Source organism: Rheinheimera gaetbuli (assembly GCF_054781935.1).
Genome location: NZ_BAAGTL010000001.1, coordinates 419,698 through 440,298, shown reverse-complemented (window position 1 = coordinate 440,298; position 20,601 = coordinate 419,698). Strand labels below are relative to the sequence as shown.

Here is a 20,601-nt window from a genome sequence, read left to right as displayed (position 1 = left end):
TTTGATAGGTTAAGCCTAAAACATAGGACATATCCCCAATGCCATCTATAAAAAACAAAGTTGCGGCCTTGCCGCTGGCCATTTCTATGGCACTGCTGTGCCACCCTGCCTTAGCGCAAAACCCGGAATCAACAGCAGAGCAGCAGAGTATTGAGAAAATTTCTGTGGTGGGTTCGGCGACTAACTTTGCGGTTACTGCCGAGGATATCGCAAAAATTCAGGCCAATGACTTAAGTGACATATTCCGTCTTGAGCCATCGGTCACTGTGGGTGGGGGCGGTCTGGGCATCACCCAGCTGGTGTTCATTCGCGGCTTTGAAGACACCATGCTAAACGTTACCGTTGACGGCGCGCCGCAAACCGGTACGCTGTTTCACCACATTGGCCGGCTTGCCATTGAGCCGGAACTACTGAAAAGCGTTGAGGTGCAAGCGGGTGCAGGTGAGGCTACCGCCGGTTCGGGTGCTATCGGCGGTGCCATCCGCTTTCAAACCAAAGATGCCAATGATCTGTTGCGTAAGGATCAGCGTTTCGGTGGCATGCTGAAAATTGGCGGCGGCAGCAACGATTTCTACAAATATAGTGCTACCGGTTTCGGCCGTATCGGTGACAACTGGAGCATGCTGGCTTCCCACGTAAAAATAGACAGCGACAGCTACAAAGACGGTGACGGCAACGAAATTGGCTATAATTTCGCCGATGCTGCGGGTAATACGCAGCGCAAAGCTGCAGATACTGAGCAGGAACTGAATTTTATCAAACTAAGCGGCGAATTAAGCCATGGTCAGTACCTGGCTCTGAGCTACGAAACACGCGAAGAAGCGGGCAACTTTCCGTCCAAGCCTAATTTCCCGATTTCACCAAGTAACCCTATCTTTCCGATTGAAACTGAGCGCAGCACTACCGTGTTCAACTATGGCATTAATCAGGGCGCTTTGCTGAATCTGAACATTACGCTGTTCGATACTGAGCAATCACTGCTGGTGATAGGTAATCGCGCCTGGCACCCGTATCAGGGCCAAATCGAGACTCTGGGCGGCGATATCCGCAATACTTTGGATTTAGGCGCTCATACGCTTACTGTTGGCGTGGAATACCGCGACCAACGTTCTTCTGCCGGTACCCTGGGGCAGCCGCTCAATGCTGAGGAAACCGGCGAAGTGCTGGGTATCTATGCGCAAAATCACTGGGATATCAGTGATACTCTGCTGCTTAGCTTTGGGTTGCGCTATGACGATTACAGCCTGAACACCACCCATAAGTTTTTTGCTGAAAACCAGGCCAATTTTGCCGCCGTTGCTGCCCAGTTTCCGCAAGTAGCAGAGGCGGGTTTTTTCCTGGTAGCCGATTTTGACACCCTTACGCCGCTTGGCCGGGTCGTCGGGCCGGATGGCACCTTTAATTACCTAAGCCGCAGCTCCGAGGACATCAACGTAAGCAGTGATGGCTTTAGTGCCAACATCGGCCTTGCCTGGCAACTGACACCAGAGTGGCAATTAACCGCTGGTTACGCCCAGGCGCTGCGCGGCAAGGAAGTGGGCGACACCTTTACCATCGACTATAACGGTGTCGAACCCGATATTGTCGCAGAGGACGCTGAGAATACCGAAGTAGGCCTGGAATATCAGCAAAACGGCCTGATGTTCAAAATTGCAGCCTATCAGTCTACTTTGGCTAACGCGATGAACCTGGAGGTGGGCGGCACCAATGTGCGCAACATTGGCGACATTAAATCAGACGGCGTAGAACTGAAACTCGGTTACCTGAAAGATGAACTGCGCATCGTCGCCAGCTATGTGCATAACAATAGCGAGCTGCACAATTATCAGCCTAATGTGGCCACCAATGCGTTTGACGCCAATGGCGCGCCTATTGTCAATCTGGCGGCCTACAATGTGCAATTTAATGCCTTTAATATTGCTAAAATTCAGGCCCCGGCCAGCGTAAATGGTCAGCCACTCATTTACGATGGCATTAAAATCGAAGGCTACGAGCAGCGCGCTATCGGTAACTCCCGTGGTGATACCTTTACGCTTGATGTCAGCTACAGCCTGCTGGAAAACCTGGAAATCGGCTGGTTTTTCACTAACGTGCAGGAACTGGACGGCATAGTCGCGCTACACAATGCTGTTAGCAGCGGTGACATCAGTGAGGTAGTAACACTACGCAAGCCGGGCTACAGCCTGCACGACTTTTACGCCCACTATGATGTTAGCGACAATATCAGGCTGCGTTTAATGGTAAAAAATGCCTTTGACAAGGCGTATCGGGATCATTCCAGTTTTGCTGACTATAGCGAGATTTGGGAAGGTTTTGCCAGTCACAAAGAGCCAGGCCGGGATGTCCGCCTGAGCCTATCCTGGCAGTTTTAAGCTGTACCATCCAACCAGCGTCTATGGCGCTGGTTGGTCTTCTTTTTTCAGGAGCGATAGCATGTCTGAACTTCAATCCACAGCTCAATTTCAGCGCGTAGCCCGCGTAGAGACACCTCACGGCAGCAAGTATTTGCAAAGGTTGTGCAAGCATTTTGCACACAAAGTGCGTGCCGACTGGGACGAAAACCGTGGCAAGGTTACCTTTGCCGAAGGCATCTGCGCCTTGCAGGCCGATGCGCAAGGTTTACAGCTGACCTGCAGCGCCGGTTCGCAGCAGGATCTGAATGAGATAGTAGAGACGCTAGACCGGCATTTTATCCGCTTCGCTAAAGCTGAAGCGCCAGAGCTGATCTGGCAGTAAAGACGCTTCAGCTATGGTTTGCCGGGTTAGCCTCTAAGCGTAACAAACTCCTCCGCGCTGGTGGGGTGCAGCGCTACGGTATTGTCGAAATCAGCCTTGGTTGCACCCATTTTTATTGCTACCGCAAAGCCCTGCAGTACTTCGTCCATGCCCTCACCAATACCGTGCAGGCCAACCACTTTTTCGTCCGGGCCGGCGCATACCAGCTTAAAACGGCTAAGCGCGCGATGCGCGGTAATGGCGTTATACATGGCGGCAAAGTTGCTGCGATACACTTTGATATTGTCAGCGCCATATTGCGCAATAGCTTCGGCTTCGGTTAAGCCAATAGTGCCGATGGGCGGATGGCTGAATACCACTGTAGGTATTAGCGAATAGTCCATATGCGCATTTGGCATGTCTTTGTTAAACAAGCGCTCGGCCAGCAGGCGGGCGGCTTTTACCGCGACCGGGGTGAGCTGGGCTTCGCCGGTAATGTCGCCTACCGCATAAATACCGTTAACATTGCTATTTTGGTATTTGTCGGTGCGGATATAGCCGTCTTTATCGGTTACTACGCCGGCAGCGGCCAAATTAAGCTTGTCGGTGGCCGGCTCACGGCCAATAGCCCAGATCAGACAATCTACGTCAGTAAATACGCTGCCGTTGTCACAGTGCACTGTTAAGCTGCCGTCGCTCATCTTCTCTACTTTAATCACGTTAGATTGGGTATGCAGCTGCAGCTTATCTTGGGCCATACGCTCTAGCAGCATATCGGTAATGTCGCTGTCGAAGTTACGCAGCGGCCGGTCTTTACGCACCAGTAGATGCGTGTCTGTACCCAGTGCGTGCAGCACGCCGGCAATTTCTACGGCAATGTAGCCTGCGCCTACTACCAGGGCTTTTTTCGGTTGCGCTGCTAAGGCAAAAAAGCCGTCAGAGTCTATGCCGTGCTCGCTACCCGGAATATCCGGCCGGGTCGGGCGGCCGCCGACAGCAATAGTAATATGATCGGCCGTGATGTGCTCGCCGTTAACTTCAACCGTATTGGCATTAACAAAGCGGGCAAAGCCTTCGATGTAGGTTACGCCGTTATTGTCAAAACCCTTGTGATAGCTGTTATGAATGCGCTGAATGTAGGCCTCACGGTTTTTCACCAGCGTGGCCCAGTTAAAACTGTTTTGCGTGATATCAAAGCCGTAATCCGGGCTGTATTTTAAGGCCTCGGCAATATGGGCGCCGTACCACATCACTTTTTTCGGCACACAGCCGACATTAACACAGGTGCCGCCCACTGCTTTAGCTTCAATAACGGCGGCGCTGGCGCCACGCTGAGCGGCGCGGTTTGCACCGGCAATACCGCCGCTGCCGGCGCCGATAGCAAGATAGTTAAAATGACGGGTCATAATGTAGTTCCGTGAAAAAACAATGTACTGGTTATATGGGGTGCTGGCCGCTTTTACAAGGCGGTTTTGGCCAAAGACACGTTGACAATAGCAACGACTGCCCCAACATTAAGGCTATTACAATATTTACTCGTTATAAGGTCTGTCATGTCTGCTACCGGAAATATATTGCTGTCTTTTACTGATTTACCGCCATTTTCACAAATTACGCCAGAGCAGGTTAAGCCCGCAGTAGAGCAGGCCATCGCTCAGGCCCGCGCTGCGGTTGAACGGGCGGTAGCTGCCACCGATGTTAGCTGGGACAGCCTGATAGCACAGCCAGAGCAAGACAGTGACCGGTTAGGTAAGCTGTGGTCGCCGGTGTCGCATATGAACTCGGTGGTGAGTACCCCGGAACTGCGTGCAGCGTACGAGAGTTGCCTGCCATTATTGTCCGATTTCAGCACCTGGCAGGGCCAGCATGAAGGCTTATATCAAAAGTACCAACAACTGGCACAAAGCGCTGAATATGCCAGCCTGACGCCCGCGCAGCAAAAAGTGATTCAAAACGCCTTGCGCGATTTTAAGCTGTCGGGCATTGGCTTGTCGGCAGAGAAAAAACAGCGTTATGGCGAAATTCAAAGCCGGCTATCGGATTTGGGTTCGCAGTTCTCCAATAACACCCTGGATGCTACTCAGGCCTGGTTTAAGCATATTACCAATGAGGCTGACTTAGCCGGCTTGCCGGATGACGCCAAACTGGCCGCTGCCGAAGAAGCCACAAGCCGTCAGCTAAGCGGCTGGGTATTTACGCTGGAGTTCCCCAGCTATATTGCAGTAATGACCTACGCCGATAACCGCGAACTGCGGGAAGAGCTATATAGCGCTTATTGCACCCGGGCGTCGGATCAGGGCCCAACAGCCGGCCAGTTTGACAACAGCGCCATTATTGAAGAAACCCTGGCGCTGAAACACGAGCTGGCGCAATTGCTGGACTTTAACAACGCCGCCGAAGAGTCGCTGGCCACCAAGATGGCACAAAGCCCGGCGCAGGTGCTGGATTTTCTGCACGATTTAGCCCGCCGCGCCAAGCCACAGGCCGAGCAGGACTTAGCTGAGCTTAGCGCCTTTGCCAAAAGCGAATATGCTGTTAACGCGCTTGCTGCCTGGGATGTAACCTATTACGCTGAAAAGCTGAAACAAGCCAAATATGCCATTTCCGACGAGCAGCTACGGCCGTATTTTCCCGAGCATAAAGTGGTCGCCGGTTTATTCAGTGTGCTGCACAAACTGTTTGGCGTAACAGTTAAGCAGCGTGATGGCGTAGACGTATGGCACAGTGATGTTAAGTTCTACGATATTTTCGGTGCCCAGGGCGAGCTGCGCGGTAGCTTTTACCTCGATTTATATGCGCGGGCGAAAAAGCGCGGCGGTGCCTGGATGGACGATTGTCAGGGCCGGCGTATTTTAGCCGATGGCAGTGTGCAAACACCGGTCGCCTATTTAACCTGCAATTTTAATAAACCTGTCGGCGGCAAGCCTGCTTTGTTTACCCATGATGAAGTGGTTACCCTGTTCCATGAATTTGGCCATGGTATTCACCATATGCTGACCAAAGTTGACGCTGCCGCGGTAGCCGGTATTAATGGTGTAGCCTGGGATGCGGTAGAACTACCAAGCCAGTTTTTAGAAAACTGGTGCTGGCAGGCAGAGGCGCTGGCGATTATCTCCGGTCACTATGAAACCGGCGACACCTTACCACAGGACCTGTTAGCTAAAATGCTGGCAGCGAAAAACTTCCAGTCGGCGATGTTTTTAGTACGTCAGCTCGAGTTTGCTCTGTTTGACTTCCGCCTGCACGCCGAGTATGACCCGATATTGGGTGGCCGTGTGCAGCAAATGCTGGACGATGTGCGCAGCGAAGTATCAGTGATTGTTCCGCCACGTTTTAACCGCTTTCAGCATAGTTTTGGCCATATTTTTGCCGGCGGTTATGCAGCCGGTTACTACAGCTATCTGTGGGCTGAAGTGTTATCGGCCGATGCCTTTGGCCGCTTTGAAGAAGAAGGCATTTTTAATGCCGACACCGGGGGGGATTTTTTACGCTGGATTTTAGAGCGTGGCGGCAGTGCCGAGCCAATGGAGCTGTTTAAAGGTTTCCGTGGCCGCGAGCCTTCAAACGAAGCCCTGCTGCGGCACATGGGCATTGTTGGTTAACAATTCATTGCCAATTCAGCCATGCTCTGCCAAGCTGATACGCAATTAACAGGAGGTGCTATGCGTACAAACAGATTATTGCCGTTACTGGCGGTGCTGGTGTTATCGGCTTGTCAGCAAGGACAGGCAAGTAGTGCGGCCGATGCCGAACGTTTGGCACCAAAACCGGTGGTAGAACCGATAGATCCGGTCAAAGATCCGCTAATGGCAATGAAAGCGAGGAAGCAGCAAATGGCTGAAGTAGCAGATTTAACCAGTATGCGCGCTGAAATTATGGCGCTGATTGGTGAAGCCCGTGCCGATAGCGTGCAGCAGTGCCGGGTAGTGGGTTTTGGCAGCAAGCCTTGTGGCGGCCCTGCCAGTTATATTGCGGTGTCGGTAAAAGATAAAAACGAAACGGTATTGATGTCACTGATTGAAAAATACAATGCCGCAGCCAAAGCAGAAAATGAGCGACTGGGGCTGATGTCGGATTGCGCCATAGTACCCAAGCCAGCAGTGGTGCTGGAAAACGGCGTTTGTACCTTAAAAGCCGCTGCTGATTCCGCAGTCTATTAATCCTTGATACTGGTCTGAATGCCAAGGCAACAGTACACTGTTGCCTTATTTTTATCTGAGTAAGGTAACCGGTGTGACAACAGCAGAACCCTTTGACCGCATTTATCAGCGCGCCTGCGAGCGTAAAGGTGGCGCCGCGTCGCTGGAAGCCTTGTTGGGACAAAGTGCCCCCAGCGATGAAATTGCCGCCATAGCGGATAACCTGTTACTGGGCGAGCTAACCAAAAAAGTGTTTCAGTCGGGCTTTGTTTGGCGCGTAGTACGGCAAAAATGGCCCGGCTTTTGTGAGGTGTTTTTTGATTTTAACATCGAAAAAGTACTCTTGATGAGCGACGAAATGCTTGAAGCCAAAGCACGCGACGAGCGCATTATCCGCAATGCCGCCAAAGTGTTCACCATTCGCCATAATGCCATGATGATTGACGATATTGCTGGTAAACACGGCAGCTTCGCGCGCTTTATTGCCGACTGGCCAACAAGCGATATTATTGGTTTATGGGCTTATTTAAAGCAGCACGGCGCCAGGCTGGGCGGTAATACCGGGCCTTATGCGCTGCGTGCTATCGGCAAAGATACCTTTATTCTCAGTACGGATGTGGAGGCTTACCTTAGGGCCACCAACGTATTTGACGGTGGTATCAACAGTAAACGCAGCCTGGCACAAATTCAGCAGCAATTTAATCTGTGGCAGCAGCAGTCTGGCCGCAGCCTGGCACATATCAGCCAGATTATTGCGCTAAGTTCGGGTGAGAATTTTGTCGGAATGCAGCAGTAATGGCACCAAATTTATTACATAGCCCAACGCTGGCTAAAGACTATGCTGCCAGCCTGTGCCAACAGTTCGGTTTAAACCTAACCGACACCGCCAGCGGCTGGCATCTGGCCTGGCAAGACGAAGCACTGGTGCTACGCCACAGCGACTTGCCAAAGCAGGGTGATATTCTGGTCGATTTTGCCAGTGGTGCAGCCAGTTACCGCCGTTTGCACGGTGGCGGAAAACACGAAGCCATTGCCAAAGCCTGTGGCTTGCATAAAAAGCGCGATCTCACTGTGCTGGACGCCACCGCCGGTTTAGGCCGCGATGCCTTTGTGCTGGCCACTTTAGGTGCCAGTGTGACTATGGTAGAGCGCAACCCGCTGGTGGCGGCATTATTATTTGACGGTTTACGCCGCGGCGCAGCAATAACTGAACTTAGCTGGCTTAGCGAACGTATGCACCTGCTACACAGCAGTGCACTGCAGGCATTACAACAAGCGTCAACGGTAGACGTGGTGTATTTGGACCCGATGTTTCCGGCGCGTGATAAAAGCGCATTAGTTAAAAAGGAAATGCGCGCTTTTCATGATGTGGTAGGCAGTGACGCTGATGCCGATGCGTTATTGGCTCCGGCGCTGCAGTTAGCGCAAAAACGCGTGGTGGTAAAGCGGCCCGGCTATGCAGAGTATTTAGCCTTGCAAGCGCCCACTATGTCAGTCACGGGTAAGAATAACCGCTTTGATGTGTATATTAATGCAGCAATTTAATGCTATTTTGATAAAAGTTTAACTTAACAGGGGAAACACCATGATTAAAACCGGCGACAAATTACCTGAAGTCAGTTTTTCACAACTGACCAAAGAAGGCGTAATGAACCCAACCACCAGCCAAATTTTTGCCAATAAAAAAGTAGTACTGTTTGCCGTGCCCGGCGCCTTTACGCCAACTTGTTCTGCCGCGCATTTGCCAGGCTATATTACATTGGCCGATGAGATTAAAGCCAAAGGCGTAGATAGCATTGTGTGTACCGCAGTAAACGATGCCTTTGTGATGAGTGCCTGGGCAAAAAGCCAGAACGCCGAAGAAATCGTATTTTTAGCCGACGGCGGCGCGGCGTTTCATAAAGCCATTGGCCTGACCATGGAAACCGGCGACTTTGGTGGCCTGCGTTCACAGCGCTACGCGATGGTCGTCGACAACGGTGTAGTAACGCTGTTAAATGTTGAAGCACCAAAAACCTTTGAAGTCAGTAAAGCAGAAGTGATTTTAGCGGCGTTGTAACGATGTGGTTAGTTGGCCTCTGTAAAGAGGTCAACTAACCAGAACGCAATATCCCAGATCCATCGTTCTGCATACCGCTAGACTAACGTCGATGTAAAGACACACTGCGATAAATATCTTCCAGCTTTTGACACTGCTTATAAATATTAAAATGTTGATCTACATGGGTAATGCCTGCCTGAGACATTTGTTGGCGTAGGGCTGTTGATTGCAATACGATAAGCAAATTTTGCGCAAGTTGGTTGACATTTTTTTGCTCTGATAGCAGGCCGGTTTTCTCATTAATCACGCCTTCACTAACCCCGCCGGTATTAAACGCCACCACAGGAGTTCCTACTGCTTGTGATTCAATGCAAACCGTCGGCATGCCCTCTTCATTTCCTCTGGCCATCACGATGCTGGGTAAACAGGTTACCCAGGCTTTTGCCATTAAATTTTTCACCTGTTCCCGGTTTTGTGCGCCAACAAACTTCACGTTTTTTAGCTCAGTTGCTAAAGCTTGCAGCTTGTCTTGGTATGAGCCGTATCCTGCAATTATTAATTGCGCATCGGGTAGCTGCTGATTAATGGTTTTCATCGCTTGTAGCAGATACTGACAACCTTTTTGTTCAATAAGCCGGCCAACAAACAAAATCGTAGGCTGGCTACTTTTTTGCTGTGTAGGGGCAAAAAACTGATTATCAATACCAATATAATGCTGAATAATCTTATCTTCCGGGCAGCCGCGGGCAATCAGTTTACTTTTTATAAATTGCGATACGGCAATGATTTTTGTTGACTGCTCAAAGGTGACTTTTCGATGCTTACTGTTGTAAGAAAATTTGTCGTTTTGGGTAACGTCTGAACCATGGAATGTCGTAACCATGGGTAAGTCTAACTTTTTTGCTATTGGCGCGCAGTAATAGCCGCCTTTACCAAAATGTGCATGAATAACGTCAGCGTTTTGTGCTGCCAACGCATTTTGCCACTTAGATGTTAAAATCTGGCAGCCATCCAGCAAAAGGCGGGAAATAGTCGGAAAAGACTCTGTATTTTCCTGCACACAGGTTGCCTTGCCTGTAATTAATTCAGCACCACCACTATCGTTTCTCAGACCGATATAGACCGGTTGATAACTCGGCAAGTTATTGCCCTGTGCAGCAACAAAGGTATTGGATCTTGGCAGCACCCGTTTGGTAAAAATAAGGACTTTAGGCATATCAGCTTACTTGTTAATCAGTGCCGATTTAACCCGGCGGATAGCTTTTCGTACTACGGAAATTTTGCTGTCTTCTTTGTAACGGCCTTTTTCAGCGTGGCGGATAAGCAGCAGGTTAGGCAGGGCTATTGGTGTGCCCTGGGTGCCCAGTAGCCAGCGCACTGCGCGGTCTTCGTAGGTTTTGGTCCAGTGCTGCTTTGGTTTTTGATATACCGCTAAATCGTCGCAGTAACCGCAGGCGCGGGCGACGTCGCCATGAATAATCTGAATAGCTCCGGTGGCGCGGTCAAATTTGCGTGGCTTAAACTTGGTTTTATCTACTTCCAGCAGCGCCGTTTTGTCTTTACCGGCTGAAATCATCGGATCAGCTTCGGTTAGTAGCGGTGTTACCAGCAAGGTATCCGGAAACAGCAAAATATCCTGGCGGCCTTTAAGTAATTGCTCCAGCGTGTCTAAACAGCCCTCGTGAAACACCATGTCGCAATCGGCAAACCAAATCCAGTCTGCTGTGGTGTGTTTGGATGCATGGTTACGGCCTATAGCCCGGCGCAATAGTAGCGGCGTGGGCAATTCCTGAAAATTCCACTCGACATTGGGCACTGTAATGGTTTGAAAATGTTTTAACAGCTTGGCGGTTTCAGTGTCTTCTGCCGAATAAAATACCGTAAAGCGCAGTTGCATATTGCTTGGCGGGTACTTCACTAATGAGCTTAACTGGTAAACAAAAAAGCGCGCGTAATTCCAGCAATGGCTGACAATTTCCAGTTTAATATTGTCGTTAAACACCCGCAGGCTGGCTTTGTCGGGCTGGTTTTTAATAAAGGCGCTGGCCGGAAAATAGCCCGATGCGGCAAAACGTAGCAGAAATTCGTTTACACCATCCAGCATGGCAGGTTGCCGGTATTCAGGTAATGCCATAATTGCTCCGTACAAAGATCTGCCGGCCGAGTGCCGACGGTGATGGTTTCAGGCCATAATAAGGCCGCTAGATTAACATTTTATAAGTAGCTGAAACAGAATCTTTTGGTATCAGCACGCCAAATTTGGCATTATGGCGCACCTTTTCCGGCGGTTGTCACTGCATCAGCGCCGAGGATGATATTTTGCTAAGAAGGGATCAATGTCGCTGCTAAGCCGTTTTTTCTACAGCCTGATGCTGTGTCTGCTATCGCCCTTGCTGCTGGTGTACTTGCTGCTGCGCTCACGCAAAGACAGTGGCTACCGCCAGCGCCTGGCCGAGCGCTTTGCGTTTAAGCTGCCCGCTGTGCAGGCTCAGGGGGGCATAGTGCTGCACACGGTGTCGGTGGGCGAATTTAATGCGGCTAAGCCGCTGATTAAACAGTTGCTGGCACAATATCCGCAGTTGCCACTCACCATCACCTGCACCACGCCCACTGCGTCTGCGGCCATTGCAAAATTACAACAAGACTGCCCGGGCCAGGCTATAGAGCATTGCTACCTGCCGTTTGACTATCCGCTGTTGATGCGCCGCTGGTTAAGGTTTATGCAACCGCAGCTGCTGATTATTTTAGAAACTGAGCTGTGGCCGAATTTACTGGCAAATTGCACGGCACTCGCTGTTCCGACATTAGTGGTGAATGCCCGCTTGTCGGCACGGTCAGCCAAAGGTTACCGGCGTTTTCATTGTCTGGTAAAACCAATGCTGCATGATATCAGCCAGATCCTGACGCAGGATAACGCCAGCGCCCGCCGTTTCGCAACACTGGGGGCGGCAAGGGTGCAACTGGCCGGTAACCTGAAATATGAACTGACGGTGCCAGCGGCCAGTGTTGAACTTGCCACAAGTATAAAACCAGCCTTACAGGGGCGAATTGTCTGGGTGGCGGCCAGCACCCATGCCGGCGAAGATGAAATACTGCTGCAGGCATACAAGCAGCTGGCAAGCCAATACCCGCAATTGCTGTTGGTACTGGTGCCGCGCCATCCGGAACGGTTTGATACCGTAGCGGGCCTGGTGCAACAGCAGCAGCTTAATGTTGTTCGGCGCAGTAAAGCTGGTGTGCCCGACGCAAGCACGGCAGTTTGGCTGGCCGACACCATGGGCGAGTTACTTAGCTGGTATCAGCTGGCTGATTTTGTCTTTATTGGCGGCAGCCTGATTGAACGCGGTGGCCATAATCCGCTGGAGGCGATGGTATTTGGCAAAGCCGTAATGTCTGGCCCTTATATCTTTAATTTTCAGCAGGTATTTAGCTTATTGCAACGCCAGCAGGCCTGTTTAACGGTGGCAAACTGCGCAGAAATCGTAAGCCGCGTGCAGCAGTTAATCGGCCAGCCAGAGCTGGCACAACGGCTTGGCAATAAAGGCCTGGCATTGTATCGGCAACAGCAAGGTGCCTTGGCACAGATAATGGCGCAGGTTGCAACGTTGTTGCCATTGGCACAGCTAACCTGCTTGCGTAAAGGGAATACGGTTGCCTGGTTTGACCCGGCATTTTTTCCACAGGCCGGATTGCACTACTTTGAGCCAACGTTTTGGCAACAGCAGGGCTTAGTGTGCGGCCAGTCAACCGGGCGTAATACGGTATGGTTTGTACGGCAAAACGACAAACAAGCCGTATTGCGACATTACTATCGCGGTGGCCTGATAGGTAAATTTAACAAGGATGCGTTTTTTGCTCAGCCGCTACGGCATAGCCGGGCCATGGCCGAGTTCGCCTTGTTGTGGCAAATGCGCCAATGGGGCTTGCCGGTGCCACGGCCCTGTGCGGCGTTGTATCAACCGCGGCAACTGTTGGGGGTAAATTACGCCTACACGGCCGATATTTTAATTGAGCGTATCGATGGTGCCACAGATTTGGCGCAGCTGCTGCGACAGCATGCACTTAGTGCGGCGCAGTGGCAACAACTGGGGGCGGTAATCGCCCGTTTTCATCAGCACAAGGTGTATCACTCCGATTTAAACTGCCATAATATTTTATTGGATCAACAAGGCCGGTTCTGGCTGATTGACTTTGACAAATGCAGCCTGCGCCCGCCCGGCAACTGGCAACAGGCAAATTTGGATCGCCTGCTGCGCTCGTTAGAGAAAGAGCATGGTTTGCATAGCGGTTTTTGCTGGCAACACATGCACTGGCCTGCGTTGCTGCAAGGTTATCAGCAGCAGTTTATCGGTTAAAACCAGCACTTTATCGCGCATTTTTTGCAGTTAAACTGTAACAAAGCAGTTTTTATCCTGTCTGTGCTCTTGGTGTCGCTGCCGTTCTTTGATATAACAACAGACGGTGGAGGGGCATCTATGCGGCTAAATAAAATAATAACAAGCTTACTACTGACCAGTTTTGTACTGGCAGCTGAACCACAACAACAATTTGCTGAGGCGCAAGCGGCGTATGCTGAGGGCGATCACAGTAAAGCTGCTCAAATATGGCAATCCTTGGCGCTGGAGGGTAACCACAAAGCACAGTTTGAACTGGCCAAGCTATATTCAATGGGCCACGGTGTTGAGCAGGATGCGCTGCAGGCAGCCTACTGGTTAGAGCAAGCGGCGTCAGGGAGTACTGATTACGCTGAGTCAGCGCAGGCTACACGCGATATTGTCGAAGCAGTTGCAGCAATGAAACAGCAAGCCGCAGCTGAAACGGCTATCGGTGCCGATACTAATACCGTAGTCGTTGCAACAGCTGCAGCGGTTAACCCCAGTCAGCCGGCAGCAATTTCTGCGCCGGTGCAAGCCGTAACTACTGTAGCTGCAAATACTGCTCCGGTTGTGGTTGCAAGCAAGGCCGCGCCAGCGCAGCCGAAAACAGTGGTAGCACAGCAGGGCTACAAAGCAGCAGAGCTGCCAGTAAAACCATTGCCTCAGGCTAACTTTGATAGCGGGCTGAGGGCGTTCCAACGACAAAATTATGCTGAAGCCTTCAGCCACTGGTATCCGTTGGCTCAGGCCGGGCTTGCTGATGCGCAGTTTAATCTGGCGGCTATGTATGCTAATGGCTATGGTGTCAGTGCCGATATGGCCGGCGCTGTACATTGGTTTAACGCCGCCTCTGATCAGGGCATGGCGCAGGCACAGTATCAGTTAGCGCTGGCCTATGCCAATGGTAATGGTGTGGCACAGGATGATGCTGTGGCGGTATTCTGGTACCAAAAAGCGGCTGAGCAACAACATATTTTAGCGCAATATAATCTTGGGTTTATGTATGGTGCCGGCCGTGGTGTAACACAGGATGATACTACGGCATTGCTTTGGTATCAGCGCGCCGCAGAGCAAGGTGATGCCGATGCACAGTTTATTGTTGCCGGCCGCTATCAGGACGGTCGTGGAGCAAGTCGCGATCTGGCTGCTGCCAACAACTGGTATCAGAAAGCTGCTGCGCAAAATCATAGCCGTGCTGCCTATGAGCTTGGTCGCCATTATCTGTTGGGCGAAGGCGTGGCACAAAGCGATAGCCGGGCGCTGGATTGGTTTAACCGTGCGGCAACGCAGGGGCTGACTGAAGCCCAGCGTGAGGCGGGTATTAGTTACTCGCTGGGGCGCGGAGTCAGAAACAACGACACTAAGGCTCTGGAGCTGTTACAACCGGCTTGCAGCCAAAACGATGTTACCGCCTGCTACTATGTTGCTGTGCATTTGTTGGAAGGGCGCGGTTTGCGCCAAGATATGGCGCAGGGCCTTAAGCTGCTGCAACAAGCGGCTAAAACTGGCAGTGTTGATGCCCAGTACCGGCTTGGGCTGCTGTACAGCCAGCAACAGGAGCTGGAGGTAGATGAAAAGGCCGCTTTTGGCTGGTTTTTACAAGCGGCAGAGCAAGGCCATGCCCAGGCGCAGTACCTCGCCGGTTTAAGGCTGGCTAATGGCACCGGCACCGCAAAAAATGATGTTGAAGCGGTAAAATGGTACCAGCGCGCGGCAGAACAAGGTGTGCTGTATGCCCAGTACAATTTGGGTTTTATGTACGGCGCTGGCCGGGGCGTAGCGCAGGATGATGACAAAGCGTTGTACTGGTACAGCAAAGTAGCCGAGCAGGGCGATGCCGATGCGCAGTTTAACCTGGGGTTACGCTATGAGACCGGCCGTGGTGTGCGCCAAGATGATACAGCCGCAGTAAACTGGTATCAAAAAGCGGCTAAGCAAAACCATTTACGTGCTATTGCGCATTTGGGCTACATGTACGAAAAAGGCTATGGCGTGGCAATGAACGAGCGTCGCGCCTTTGAGTTGTACCAGCAGTCAGTATCTGCTGCGGTACCCAGGGCACTTACGGCAATGGGGTTGTTTTATAAAAATGGTCGGGTAGTAAAAGCCGACGATACAAAAGCCGTGGCGTTATTTGCCCAGGCGGCAGAACAAGGTTATGCCAATGCTCAGTACAACCTGGGTTGGATGTACGAATTTGGCCGCGGTGTCAGCCGTGATTTAGTTAAGGCGCGTGATTTATATCAGCGGGCGGCAGAGCAAAGTGAGCCGCTGGCGCAAGCGCAGTTAAGCCGCTTACTAAACCCCTGACCTGAGACCATAAAACAAGGCCAGCGGATGCTGGCCTTTATTTTTTCAGTGCTACCTCAGTGCGCTAACTAGGGCTGATAGCTTGCGGTAAGCGTTAAACCACTTACCGCTCTGTAGCCGTATACTGAGATATACCATGTTGTAGCTTCCGGGTTGTTGAAGCTGCAACTTTCACTGTTACCAGACCGGTCAGAACGACATTCGTAACTTGTGGTCGTTGGCTGTGCACCACGACGGACGTATAGATCGGCATCACCACTGCCGCCGGATGTATTGACAGTTAGGTTGCTCATGCCGGCTGGCACCTCAACGGTATAGTGCTGCCAGCTGCGACGTGCAATGCTGATATCAGACTGTGTTAGCGTTGCCCCCTGACTGCCGCCTCCGGCTGAGCCTGCGGTGTAATCTGCCAGCAGCGTTACGCCTGCATAAGCTCTGTAAGCGTTGATCATTACATGATAGGTACCGGCCTGTGCGGTGTTAAAGCTGCAGCTTTCGTCATTACCTGTTCTGTAAGGCCGGCAGTCGTAGCTGGATGTAGTGGGCTGGCTGCCAAACTTGACAAACATATCAGCATCACCACTGCCACCTGACATATTAAAACGCAGATCGGTGGCGCCAGCAGGTACAGTAAATGTGTAGTAGACCGTGCTGCTTGTTGCCCCACTGAGGTTGGTGATAGCGACACCTTTGCTTAGCTCGTTAGTGCCAACAGGAGGCTCTTCTCCACCGCCGCCACCGCTACCATCACAGCCATTTTGGGCAATATAGTCAAAGGCAGCTTTAGTGCGCACCAGGCCGTGACCGAAGGAGTTATCACGCCCTGCAGTGCCTAAATCTTCAGCAGTAACGGCCAGTACATTACGGATCTGCGCATTGCTACACTGCGGATAGTGGCTCCATAACAAGGCGGCAACACCCGCTACATGCGGCGATGCCATAGATGTACCGCTCATCAGGCCATAGTTGCTGGCGCCTGAACTTAAGCTGGCAGTCTGGCCCAGCTGGCTCATTAATGCCTGGCCAACTGCCTGGGTGACAGCCAATGCAGGAATAGTGGTGCCCGGGTTATCGCCCAAAGTACCGCCAAAATCACCTGCGGCGTTGTTATAAATAACCGCCGCTAAACCGCCACCGTCTTCACAAGACTGCACTTTTTGCACAAAGCTAACGTTGCCGCGCTCAATAACACAAATTTTATTTGCCACGTTGCTGCAGGTGGTTTCAGCCAGGCCACAACTGGCAAGAGCGGCGTTGGCGCTACCGTCAGTCGAATTGGTCATCGGGCTGCTGGCATAACTGTTGTTGCCAACGCTCAATACGGCTTCCAGGCCCGTGCCTTCAGGGTAGGTTGACCGTATATCAACGCCCGGTGCCGCCAGCTCTACCTGGCTGTTACGTTGGGAGAAATCAGCCAGCTGTTTATTGCTATCAATAGCGGCTACCGAAATCACCGAGTCGTAAGACGCCGGGTAAGACATAGCAGTATTGCCATCATTGCCGGCGGCGGCTATAAGCAACACGCCTTGATCAAAAGCCGCTTGCATGGCGTTAGACTCAGTAGTGCTGGAACCGGCACCGCCTAAACTCATGTTGATAACCGTTGATCCATTGCTAACGCAAGTGTTAACTGCATTTGCCAATGTTGAGCTGTAGCCCCAGCCATCATCGTTAAATACTTTGATTATGTGCAGCTTAACATTACCGTTTGGCAATACGCCAACCATGCCAACACTGTTGTTCAGTGCCGCTATAGTACCGGCAACATGGGTGCCATGTGGGCCGCCAGCCTGATACCAGTTTCCGGTACCCGAGTTATTACTGCCAGTGATATTACCGGTTAAAAAATCTTCGTGTGGTAAATCCAGGCCGGAGTCAATAACACATACTTTCTGATTAGACGCAAACTGGTCACTAACCTGATTCGCCTGCACCATGTTGTAGCCAAAAGGCACTTGTTGCGCCATTGGGTAGCGTTTGTGATCTTCTTCTATTAATGCAACATCAGCATCGTTTTGCAATGCGGCCAATTGGCTTGGCGTTAGCTCAGCCGCCACGGCGCCCTGGGCTGCCAGCACTTCTTTTACGCTGGCACCCTGGCTTTCCAGCCTTTGCTGCAAGTTAACTTTACGCCGGGTTATGGTGTCGGTAGTAAACTGCCCGGGGCCGCTGGCATCAAGTGGCTGTGTTTTAAACTGAATAATATAGCGTTTGCGGCCATCAGCTGACAGGTTATCACTGTGCTTTACCGCCTGCACCGGGCTGGCATAGCGGCTGGCGCCGTCTGGTTGGTGTTGTGCCATAGTGCTGGTAGCAACCAGCAACGACGCTGGCAAACATAGCACGGCCAGCTTAGAAAGGGTGAACTCAGGTTTTTTCATTGTAATCTCGTGTTTAATTATTGTTATATGTTCCCCGAATGACGACTACATATTGCTGCCTTGCAATAACGCCAACTGATCTTTTAACCAATATGTAATTAAGTGTAAATCTGCGAAATAGTGACATTTGTTACAGTTTTACTATCGCGATAGTGGCTGTTGAGAAAAAAGGTCTTTTTTAAAACATGCTGCTTTAGGTAAGTGTAAGCCCCACACCCTTTTTCGAATGCATTTCATACAGCCTGGTATTTTTATATATGCTAAAAATGCATAACATATATTCATTGTTGCTATGCAGTCAGGCACTGTTTGCATTGGCCGGCTTTGTCGCCGACAATAGCGCCTTTAGGTTAAGCAGGCAGAAGCAGCATTATGCAGCAGTGGGATGTAATAGTAATTGGCGCAGGCGCAGCCGGTTTAATGTGTGCAATTGAAGCAGGCAAGCGTGGCCGCAAAGTACTGGTGCTGGATAACGGTAAACGCGTTGGCCGTAAAATTCTGATGTCGGGCGGCGGCCGCTGCAATTTCACTAATATGTATGCTGCACCAGAGAATTTCCTGTCGCAAAACAAACATTTCTGTAAGTCGGCGTTAAGCCGTTACACGCAGTGGGACTTTATTGCCCTGGTGCAAAAGCATGCTATTGCCTACCACGAGAAAACCCTCGGCCAGCTGTTTTGTGATGACTCCGCCAAAGATATCGTCGATATGCTGCTTAGCGAGGCTAAATCCGCAAATGTGCAAATTGCTCTGCAGCAAAACATTACCGGCGTCAGCTTTACTGATGGCCAATATACGGTAACCACTGCGGAGCTTAGCCGGCAGTGCCACAGCCTGGTAGTCGCCAGTGGCGGCTTAAGCCTGCCCAATTTAGGCGCAACCGCCTTTGGCTTTCAGCTGGCCGAACAGTTTGGCTTAAACGTGCTGCCACTGCGCGCAGCCTTAGTGCCGCTAACCTGGCAACCGGCGGATAAAGCGGTGTTTGAAGAAATCAGCGGTGTGTCCTTACCGGTAACGGCAGAGGCCAACGGCACGGTATTCCCGGAAGATATGCTGTTTACCCACCGTGGCTTAAGTGGGCCGGCTATACTGCAAATTTCCAGCTACTGGCAGCCGGGTGATGATGTAACCGTAAATATGGCACCGCAAACCGATCTGGCAGAGTTTCTCACCAGCCAGCAACAAGCCCACCCGGAGCAGGAAGTAAAAACCGCGCTGGGCAAATTACTGCCGAAACGGCTGATAGAAAAACTGCTGGCGCTTAACGTCTTCGCTAACCAGCCGCTAAAAGCACTAAACCCGAAAAGCATTAGGCAAATAGCCGATAGCTTGCATGCTTATGTATTTAAACCCAACGGCACCGAAGGTTATCGCACCGCAGAAGTCACCATCGGCGGCGTCGACACCGATTATTTATCGTCAAAAACCATGGAAGCCAAACAGCAACCCGGCTTGTATTTTATCGGCGAAGTGGTCGATGTCACCGGTTGGCTCGGCGGCTACAATTTCCAATGGGCCTGGGCCAGCGGCTGGGTAGCCGGACAGTATTGTTAAGGTAACTGGCAGATAGTATAACGTGGCTTAAACCCATCTCTGTTGCTGCAACTGTTGCCAGGCTGATTCAACATGATTTGCTTGCATCAGCTGGCTTTTGCGCGGGTTCCACGATTGGATTTTCTGCAGTGCTTGCTGCGCATCTGCCGCCCCTTCCTGCTTGGCTACCCAATGCACACTGGCGAGTAATTCCATACCAAAAGGCGACTGAAAACCATCTATGAGTTGTGCCACCCTCTTAACTCTGGCTTGTAATTCCGGATTGGCTTTTGCCAAAAACGCTTTGGCAGTTTTCAGCGCCAGAGTGTCTGGTGTGATGGCGGATTCAACCACGCCATCGCCTACACCATGAATATAATGGCCATCCATTCTGTCCAGTACATGGCGCAGTTGGTCGGCATAAGGGCCAAATTTATGCTTTTGGTAGCTTAGCTTTAAATCTTCGCCGGCTTCTTGTAAAAAGTACGCAAGCTTTTGCACTTCAAGTTTGGATAAACCATAACTTAGCGCTTCATAGCACTCCAACAAGGCCAGAATAGCGGCTCTGCCTGCTGTCATTTTAGGTGCCGCTGTGTTTACTTCTAATTGGGCTGTGGCAGCAGTGTCAGACGGCTCAAATAAGCGTACGGTAACATGCGTTAAACTCGCGAAATATTGCTCGATAACCGGGCGCACGTCACTCCAGCTAAGGCCGCCATTACCACAGCCTAATGGCGGCATCGCAATAGAGCGGATATCCAAGTTTTTAATTTGTAGCACTAAATCTTGTAAACCCGTTTCAATATCTTTCAGGTTAGAAGCATTGCGCCAATGATCTTTGGTAGGGAAATTGATGATATAGCGCGGTGTGGCCAACGCACCCAGGTCAAAAATAAACATTTTACCAAGACGGATTTCTCCTGCTTTACAGGCAGCTGTATAAGCTTTGAAATTAGCAGGCCATTTTTTCTTAAACTGCAACGCTATGCCTTTGCCCATCACGCCCACACAGTTCACTGTGTTGACGATGGCATCAACATCTTGCTGTTTAAGTAAATCACCTGTGCTTGACTCTATGGTCACTGCTGTTCTCCGTTACATCCTGA

Annotated in this window: 15 protein-coding genes; 10 read left to right on the top strand and 5 right to left on the bottom strand. The window is 51.1% G+C overall.

The window, feature by feature from the left end; genetic code table 11:
- Positions 1 to 38 precede the first annotated feature (38 nt).
- Positions 39 to 2,372: a TonB-dependent receptor domain-containing protein gene (locus ACYVIC_RS02070; RefSeq protein WP_460856822.1), complete on the top strand. Its 2,334-nt coding sequence runs from the start codon at positions 39 to 41 to the stop codon at positions 2,370 to 2,372.
- Positions 2,373 to 2,433: 61 nt separating this feature from the next.
- Positions 2,434 to 2,736: a DUF2218 domain-containing protein gene (locus tag ACYVIC_RS02065; RefSeq protein ID WP_460856821.1), complete on the top strand. Its 303-nt coding sequence runs from the start codon at positions 2,434 to 2,436 to the stop codon at positions 2,734 to 2,736.
- Between the two features lie 26 nt (positions 2,737 to 2,762).
- Here ACYVIC_RS02065 and gorA read toward each other — a convergent pair whose 3' ends face one another.
- Positions 2,763 to 4,121, bottom strand: coding sequence for a glutathione-disulfide reductase (gorA, locus tag ACYVIC_RS02060; RefSeq protein WP_460856819.1), 1,359 nt, complete (start codon positions 4,119 to 4,121; stop codon positions 2,763 to 2,765).
- A 147-nt stretch (positions 4,122 to 4,268) separates the two neighbouring features.
- Here gorA and prlC point away from each other — a divergent pair, with 147 nt between their 5' ends.
- The 5 genes from prlC to ACYVIC_RS02035 all read left to right on the top strand — a co-directional run bounded on the left by prlC (position 4,269) and on the right by ACYVIC_RS02035 (position 8,913).
- Positions 4,269 to 6,317, top strand: a complete 2,049-nt coding sequence (gene prlC / locus ACYVIC_RS02055) for an oligopeptidase A (protein WP_460856817.1) — start codon at positions 4,269 to 4,271, stop codon at positions 6,315 to 6,317.
- A 60-nt stretch (positions 6,318 to 6,377) separates the two neighbouring features.
- The gene (locus tag ACYVIC_RS02050) at positions 6,378 to 6,875 is read left to right on the top strand and encodes a hypothetical protein (RefSeq protein ID WP_460856816.1); all 498 of its coding nucleotides are present in this window, start codon (positions 6,378 to 6,380) and stop codon (positions 6,873 to 6,875) included.
- Between the two features lie 73 nt (positions 6,876 to 6,948).
- Positions 6,949 to 7,650, top strand: coding sequence for a DNA-3-methyladenine glycosylase I (locus tag ACYVIC_RS02045; protein WP_460856814.1), 702 nt, complete (start codon positions 6,949 to 6,951; stop codon positions 7,648 to 7,650).
- Entirely contained in the window at positions 7,650 to 8,399 is a 750-nt protein-coding gene (locus ACYVIC_RS02040) for a class I SAM-dependent methyltransferase (protein WP_460856812.1), read from the top strand. Before ACYVIC_RS02045 ends, ACYVIC_RS02040 begins: the two co-directional genes overlap by 1 nt.
- 40 nt (positions 8,400 to 8,439) lie before the next feature.
- Positions 8,440 to 8,913 (top strand): redoxin family protein, encoded by a 474-nt coding sequence (locus ACYVIC_RS02035; protein WP_460856811.1) that lies wholly within the window; start codon positions 8,440 to 8,442, stop codon positions 8,911 to 8,913.
- An 82-nt stretch (positions 8,914 to 8,995) separates the two neighbouring features.
- Here the strand turns inward: ACYVIC_RS02035 and ACYVIC_RS02030 are convergent, their stop codons facing one another.
- Together ACYVIC_RS02030 and ACYVIC_RS02025 are read right to left on the bottom strand one after the other, a co-directional pair.
- A complete protein-coding gene (locus ACYVIC_RS02030; RefSeq protein ID WP_460856809.1) occupies positions 8,996 to 10,111 on the bottom strand; it encodes a glycosyltransferase in 1,116 nt (371 codons plus the stop codon).
- 6 nt (positions 10,112 to 10,117) lie between these two features.
- The gene (locus tag ACYVIC_RS02025; RefSeq protein ID WP_460856807.1) at positions 10,118 to 11,029 is read right to left on the bottom strand and encodes a glycosyltransferase family A protein; all 912 of its coding nucleotides are present in this window, start codon (positions 11,027 to 11,029) and stop codon (positions 10,118 to 10,120) included.
- Between the two features lie 202 nt (positions 11,030 to 11,231).
- Between ACYVIC_RS02025 and waaA the strand changes: the two genes are divergently transcribed.
- Both waaA and ACYVIC_RS02015 read left to right on the top strand, forming a co-directional pair.
- On the top strand, positions 11,232 to 13,250 hold the full coding sequence (waaA, locus tag ACYVIC_RS02020; RefSeq protein WP_460856805.1) for a lipid IV(A) 3-deoxy-D-manno-octulosonic acid transferase: 2,019 nt from the start codon (positions 11,232 to 11,234) through the stop codon (positions 13,248 to 13,250).
- A gap of 120 nt (positions 13,251 to 13,370) precedes the next feature.
- Entirely contained in the window at positions 13,371 to 15,581 is a 2,211-nt protein-coding gene (locus ACYVIC_RS02015; RefSeq protein WP_460856803.1) for an SEL1-like repeat protein, read from the top strand.
- Between the two features lie 68 nt (positions 15,582 to 15,649).
- Here ACYVIC_RS02015 and ACYVIC_RS02010 read toward each other — a convergent pair whose 3' ends face one another.
- The gene (locus ACYVIC_RS02010; RefSeq protein ID WP_460856801.1) at positions 15,650 to 17,962 is read right to left on the bottom strand and encodes a S8 family serine peptidase; all 2,313 of its coding nucleotides are present in this window, start codon (positions 17,960 to 17,962) and stop codon (positions 15,650 to 15,652) included.
- A gap of 372 nt (positions 17,963 to 18,334) precedes the next feature.
- On the opposite strand from ACYVIC_RS02010, the gene ACYVIC_RS02005 reads away from it, so the two are divergent.
- Positions 18,335 to 19,516 carry a BaiN/RdsA family NAD(P)/FAD-dependent oxidoreductase gene (locus ACYVIC_RS02005; protein WP_460856800.1) on the top strand — a complete coding sequence of 394 codons (1,182 nt, stop codon included), beginning with the start codon at positions 18,335 to 18,337 and terminating at the stop codon, positions 19,514 to 19,516.
- 27 nt (positions 19,517 to 19,543) lie between these two features.
- On the opposite strand, the gene darG is transcribed toward ACYVIC_RS02005, so the two are convergent.
- Positions 19,544 to 20,578 (bottom strand): type II toxin-antitoxin system antitoxin DNA ADP-ribosyl glycohydrolase DarG, encoded by a 1,035-nt coding sequence (gene darG / locus ACYVIC_RS02000; protein WP_460856798.1) that lies wholly within the window; start codon positions 20,576 to 20,578, stop codon positions 19,544 to 19,546.
- Positions 20,579 to 20,601: the final 23 nt, after the last annotated feature.

What these genes read in the sequence shown, in the direction of transcription:
- ACYVIC_RS02070 (WP_460856822.1), top strand. Translation starts at nt 39, where the DNA reads ATGCCATCTATAAAAAACAAAGTTGCGGCCTTGCCGCTGGCCATTTCT.
- ACYVIC_RS02065 (WP_460856821.1), top strand. Translation starts at nt 2,434, where the DNA reads ATGTCTGAACTTCAATCCACAGCTCAATTTCAGCGCGTAGCCCGCGTA.
- gorA (WP_460856819.1), bottom strand. Translation starts at nt 4,121, where the DNA reads ATGACCCGTCATTTTAACTATCTTGCTATCGGCGCCGGCAGCGGCGGT.
- prlC (WP_460856817.1), top strand. Translation starts at nt 4,269, where the DNA reads ATGTCTGCTACCGGAAATATATTGCTGTCTTTTACTGATTTACCGCCA.
- ACYVIC_RS02050 (WP_460856816.1), top strand. Translation starts at nt 6,378, where the DNA reads ATGCGTACAAACAGATTATTGCCGTTACTGGCGGTGCTGGTGTTATCG.
- ACYVIC_RS02040 (WP_460856812.1), top strand. Translation starts at nt 7,650, where the DNA reads ATGGCACCAAATTTATTACATAGCCCAACGCTGGCTAAAGACTATGCT.
- ACYVIC_RS02035 (WP_460856811.1), top strand. Translation starts at nt 8,440, where the DNA reads ATGATTAAAACCGGCGACAAATTACCTGAAGTCAGTTTTTCACAACTG.
- ACYVIC_RS02030 (WP_460856809.1), bottom strand. Translation starts at nt 10,111, where the DNA reads ATGCCTAAAGTCCTTATTTTTACCAAACGGGTGCTGCCAAGATCCAAT.
- ACYVIC_RS02025 (WP_460856807.1), bottom strand. Translation starts at nt 11,029, where the DNA reads ATGGCATTACCTGAATACCGGCAACCTGCCATGCTGGATGGTGTAAAC.
- waaA (WP_460856805.1), top strand. Translation starts at nt 11,232, where the DNA reads ATGTCGCTGCTAAGCCGTTTTTTCTACAGCCTGATGCTGTGTCTGCTA.
- ACYVIC_RS02015 (WP_460856803.1), top strand. Translation starts at nt 13,371, where the DNA reads ATGCGGCTAAATAAAATAATAACAAGCTTACTACTGACCAGTTTTGTA.
- ACYVIC_RS02010 (WP_460856801.1), bottom strand. Translation starts at nt 17,962, where the DNA reads ATGAAAAAACCTGAGTTCACCCTTTCTAAGCTGGCCGTGCTATGTTTG.
- ACYVIC_RS02005 (WP_460856800.1), top strand. Translation starts at nt 18,335, where the DNA reads ATGCAGCAGTGGGATGTAATAGTAATTGGCGCAGGCGCAGCCGGTTTA.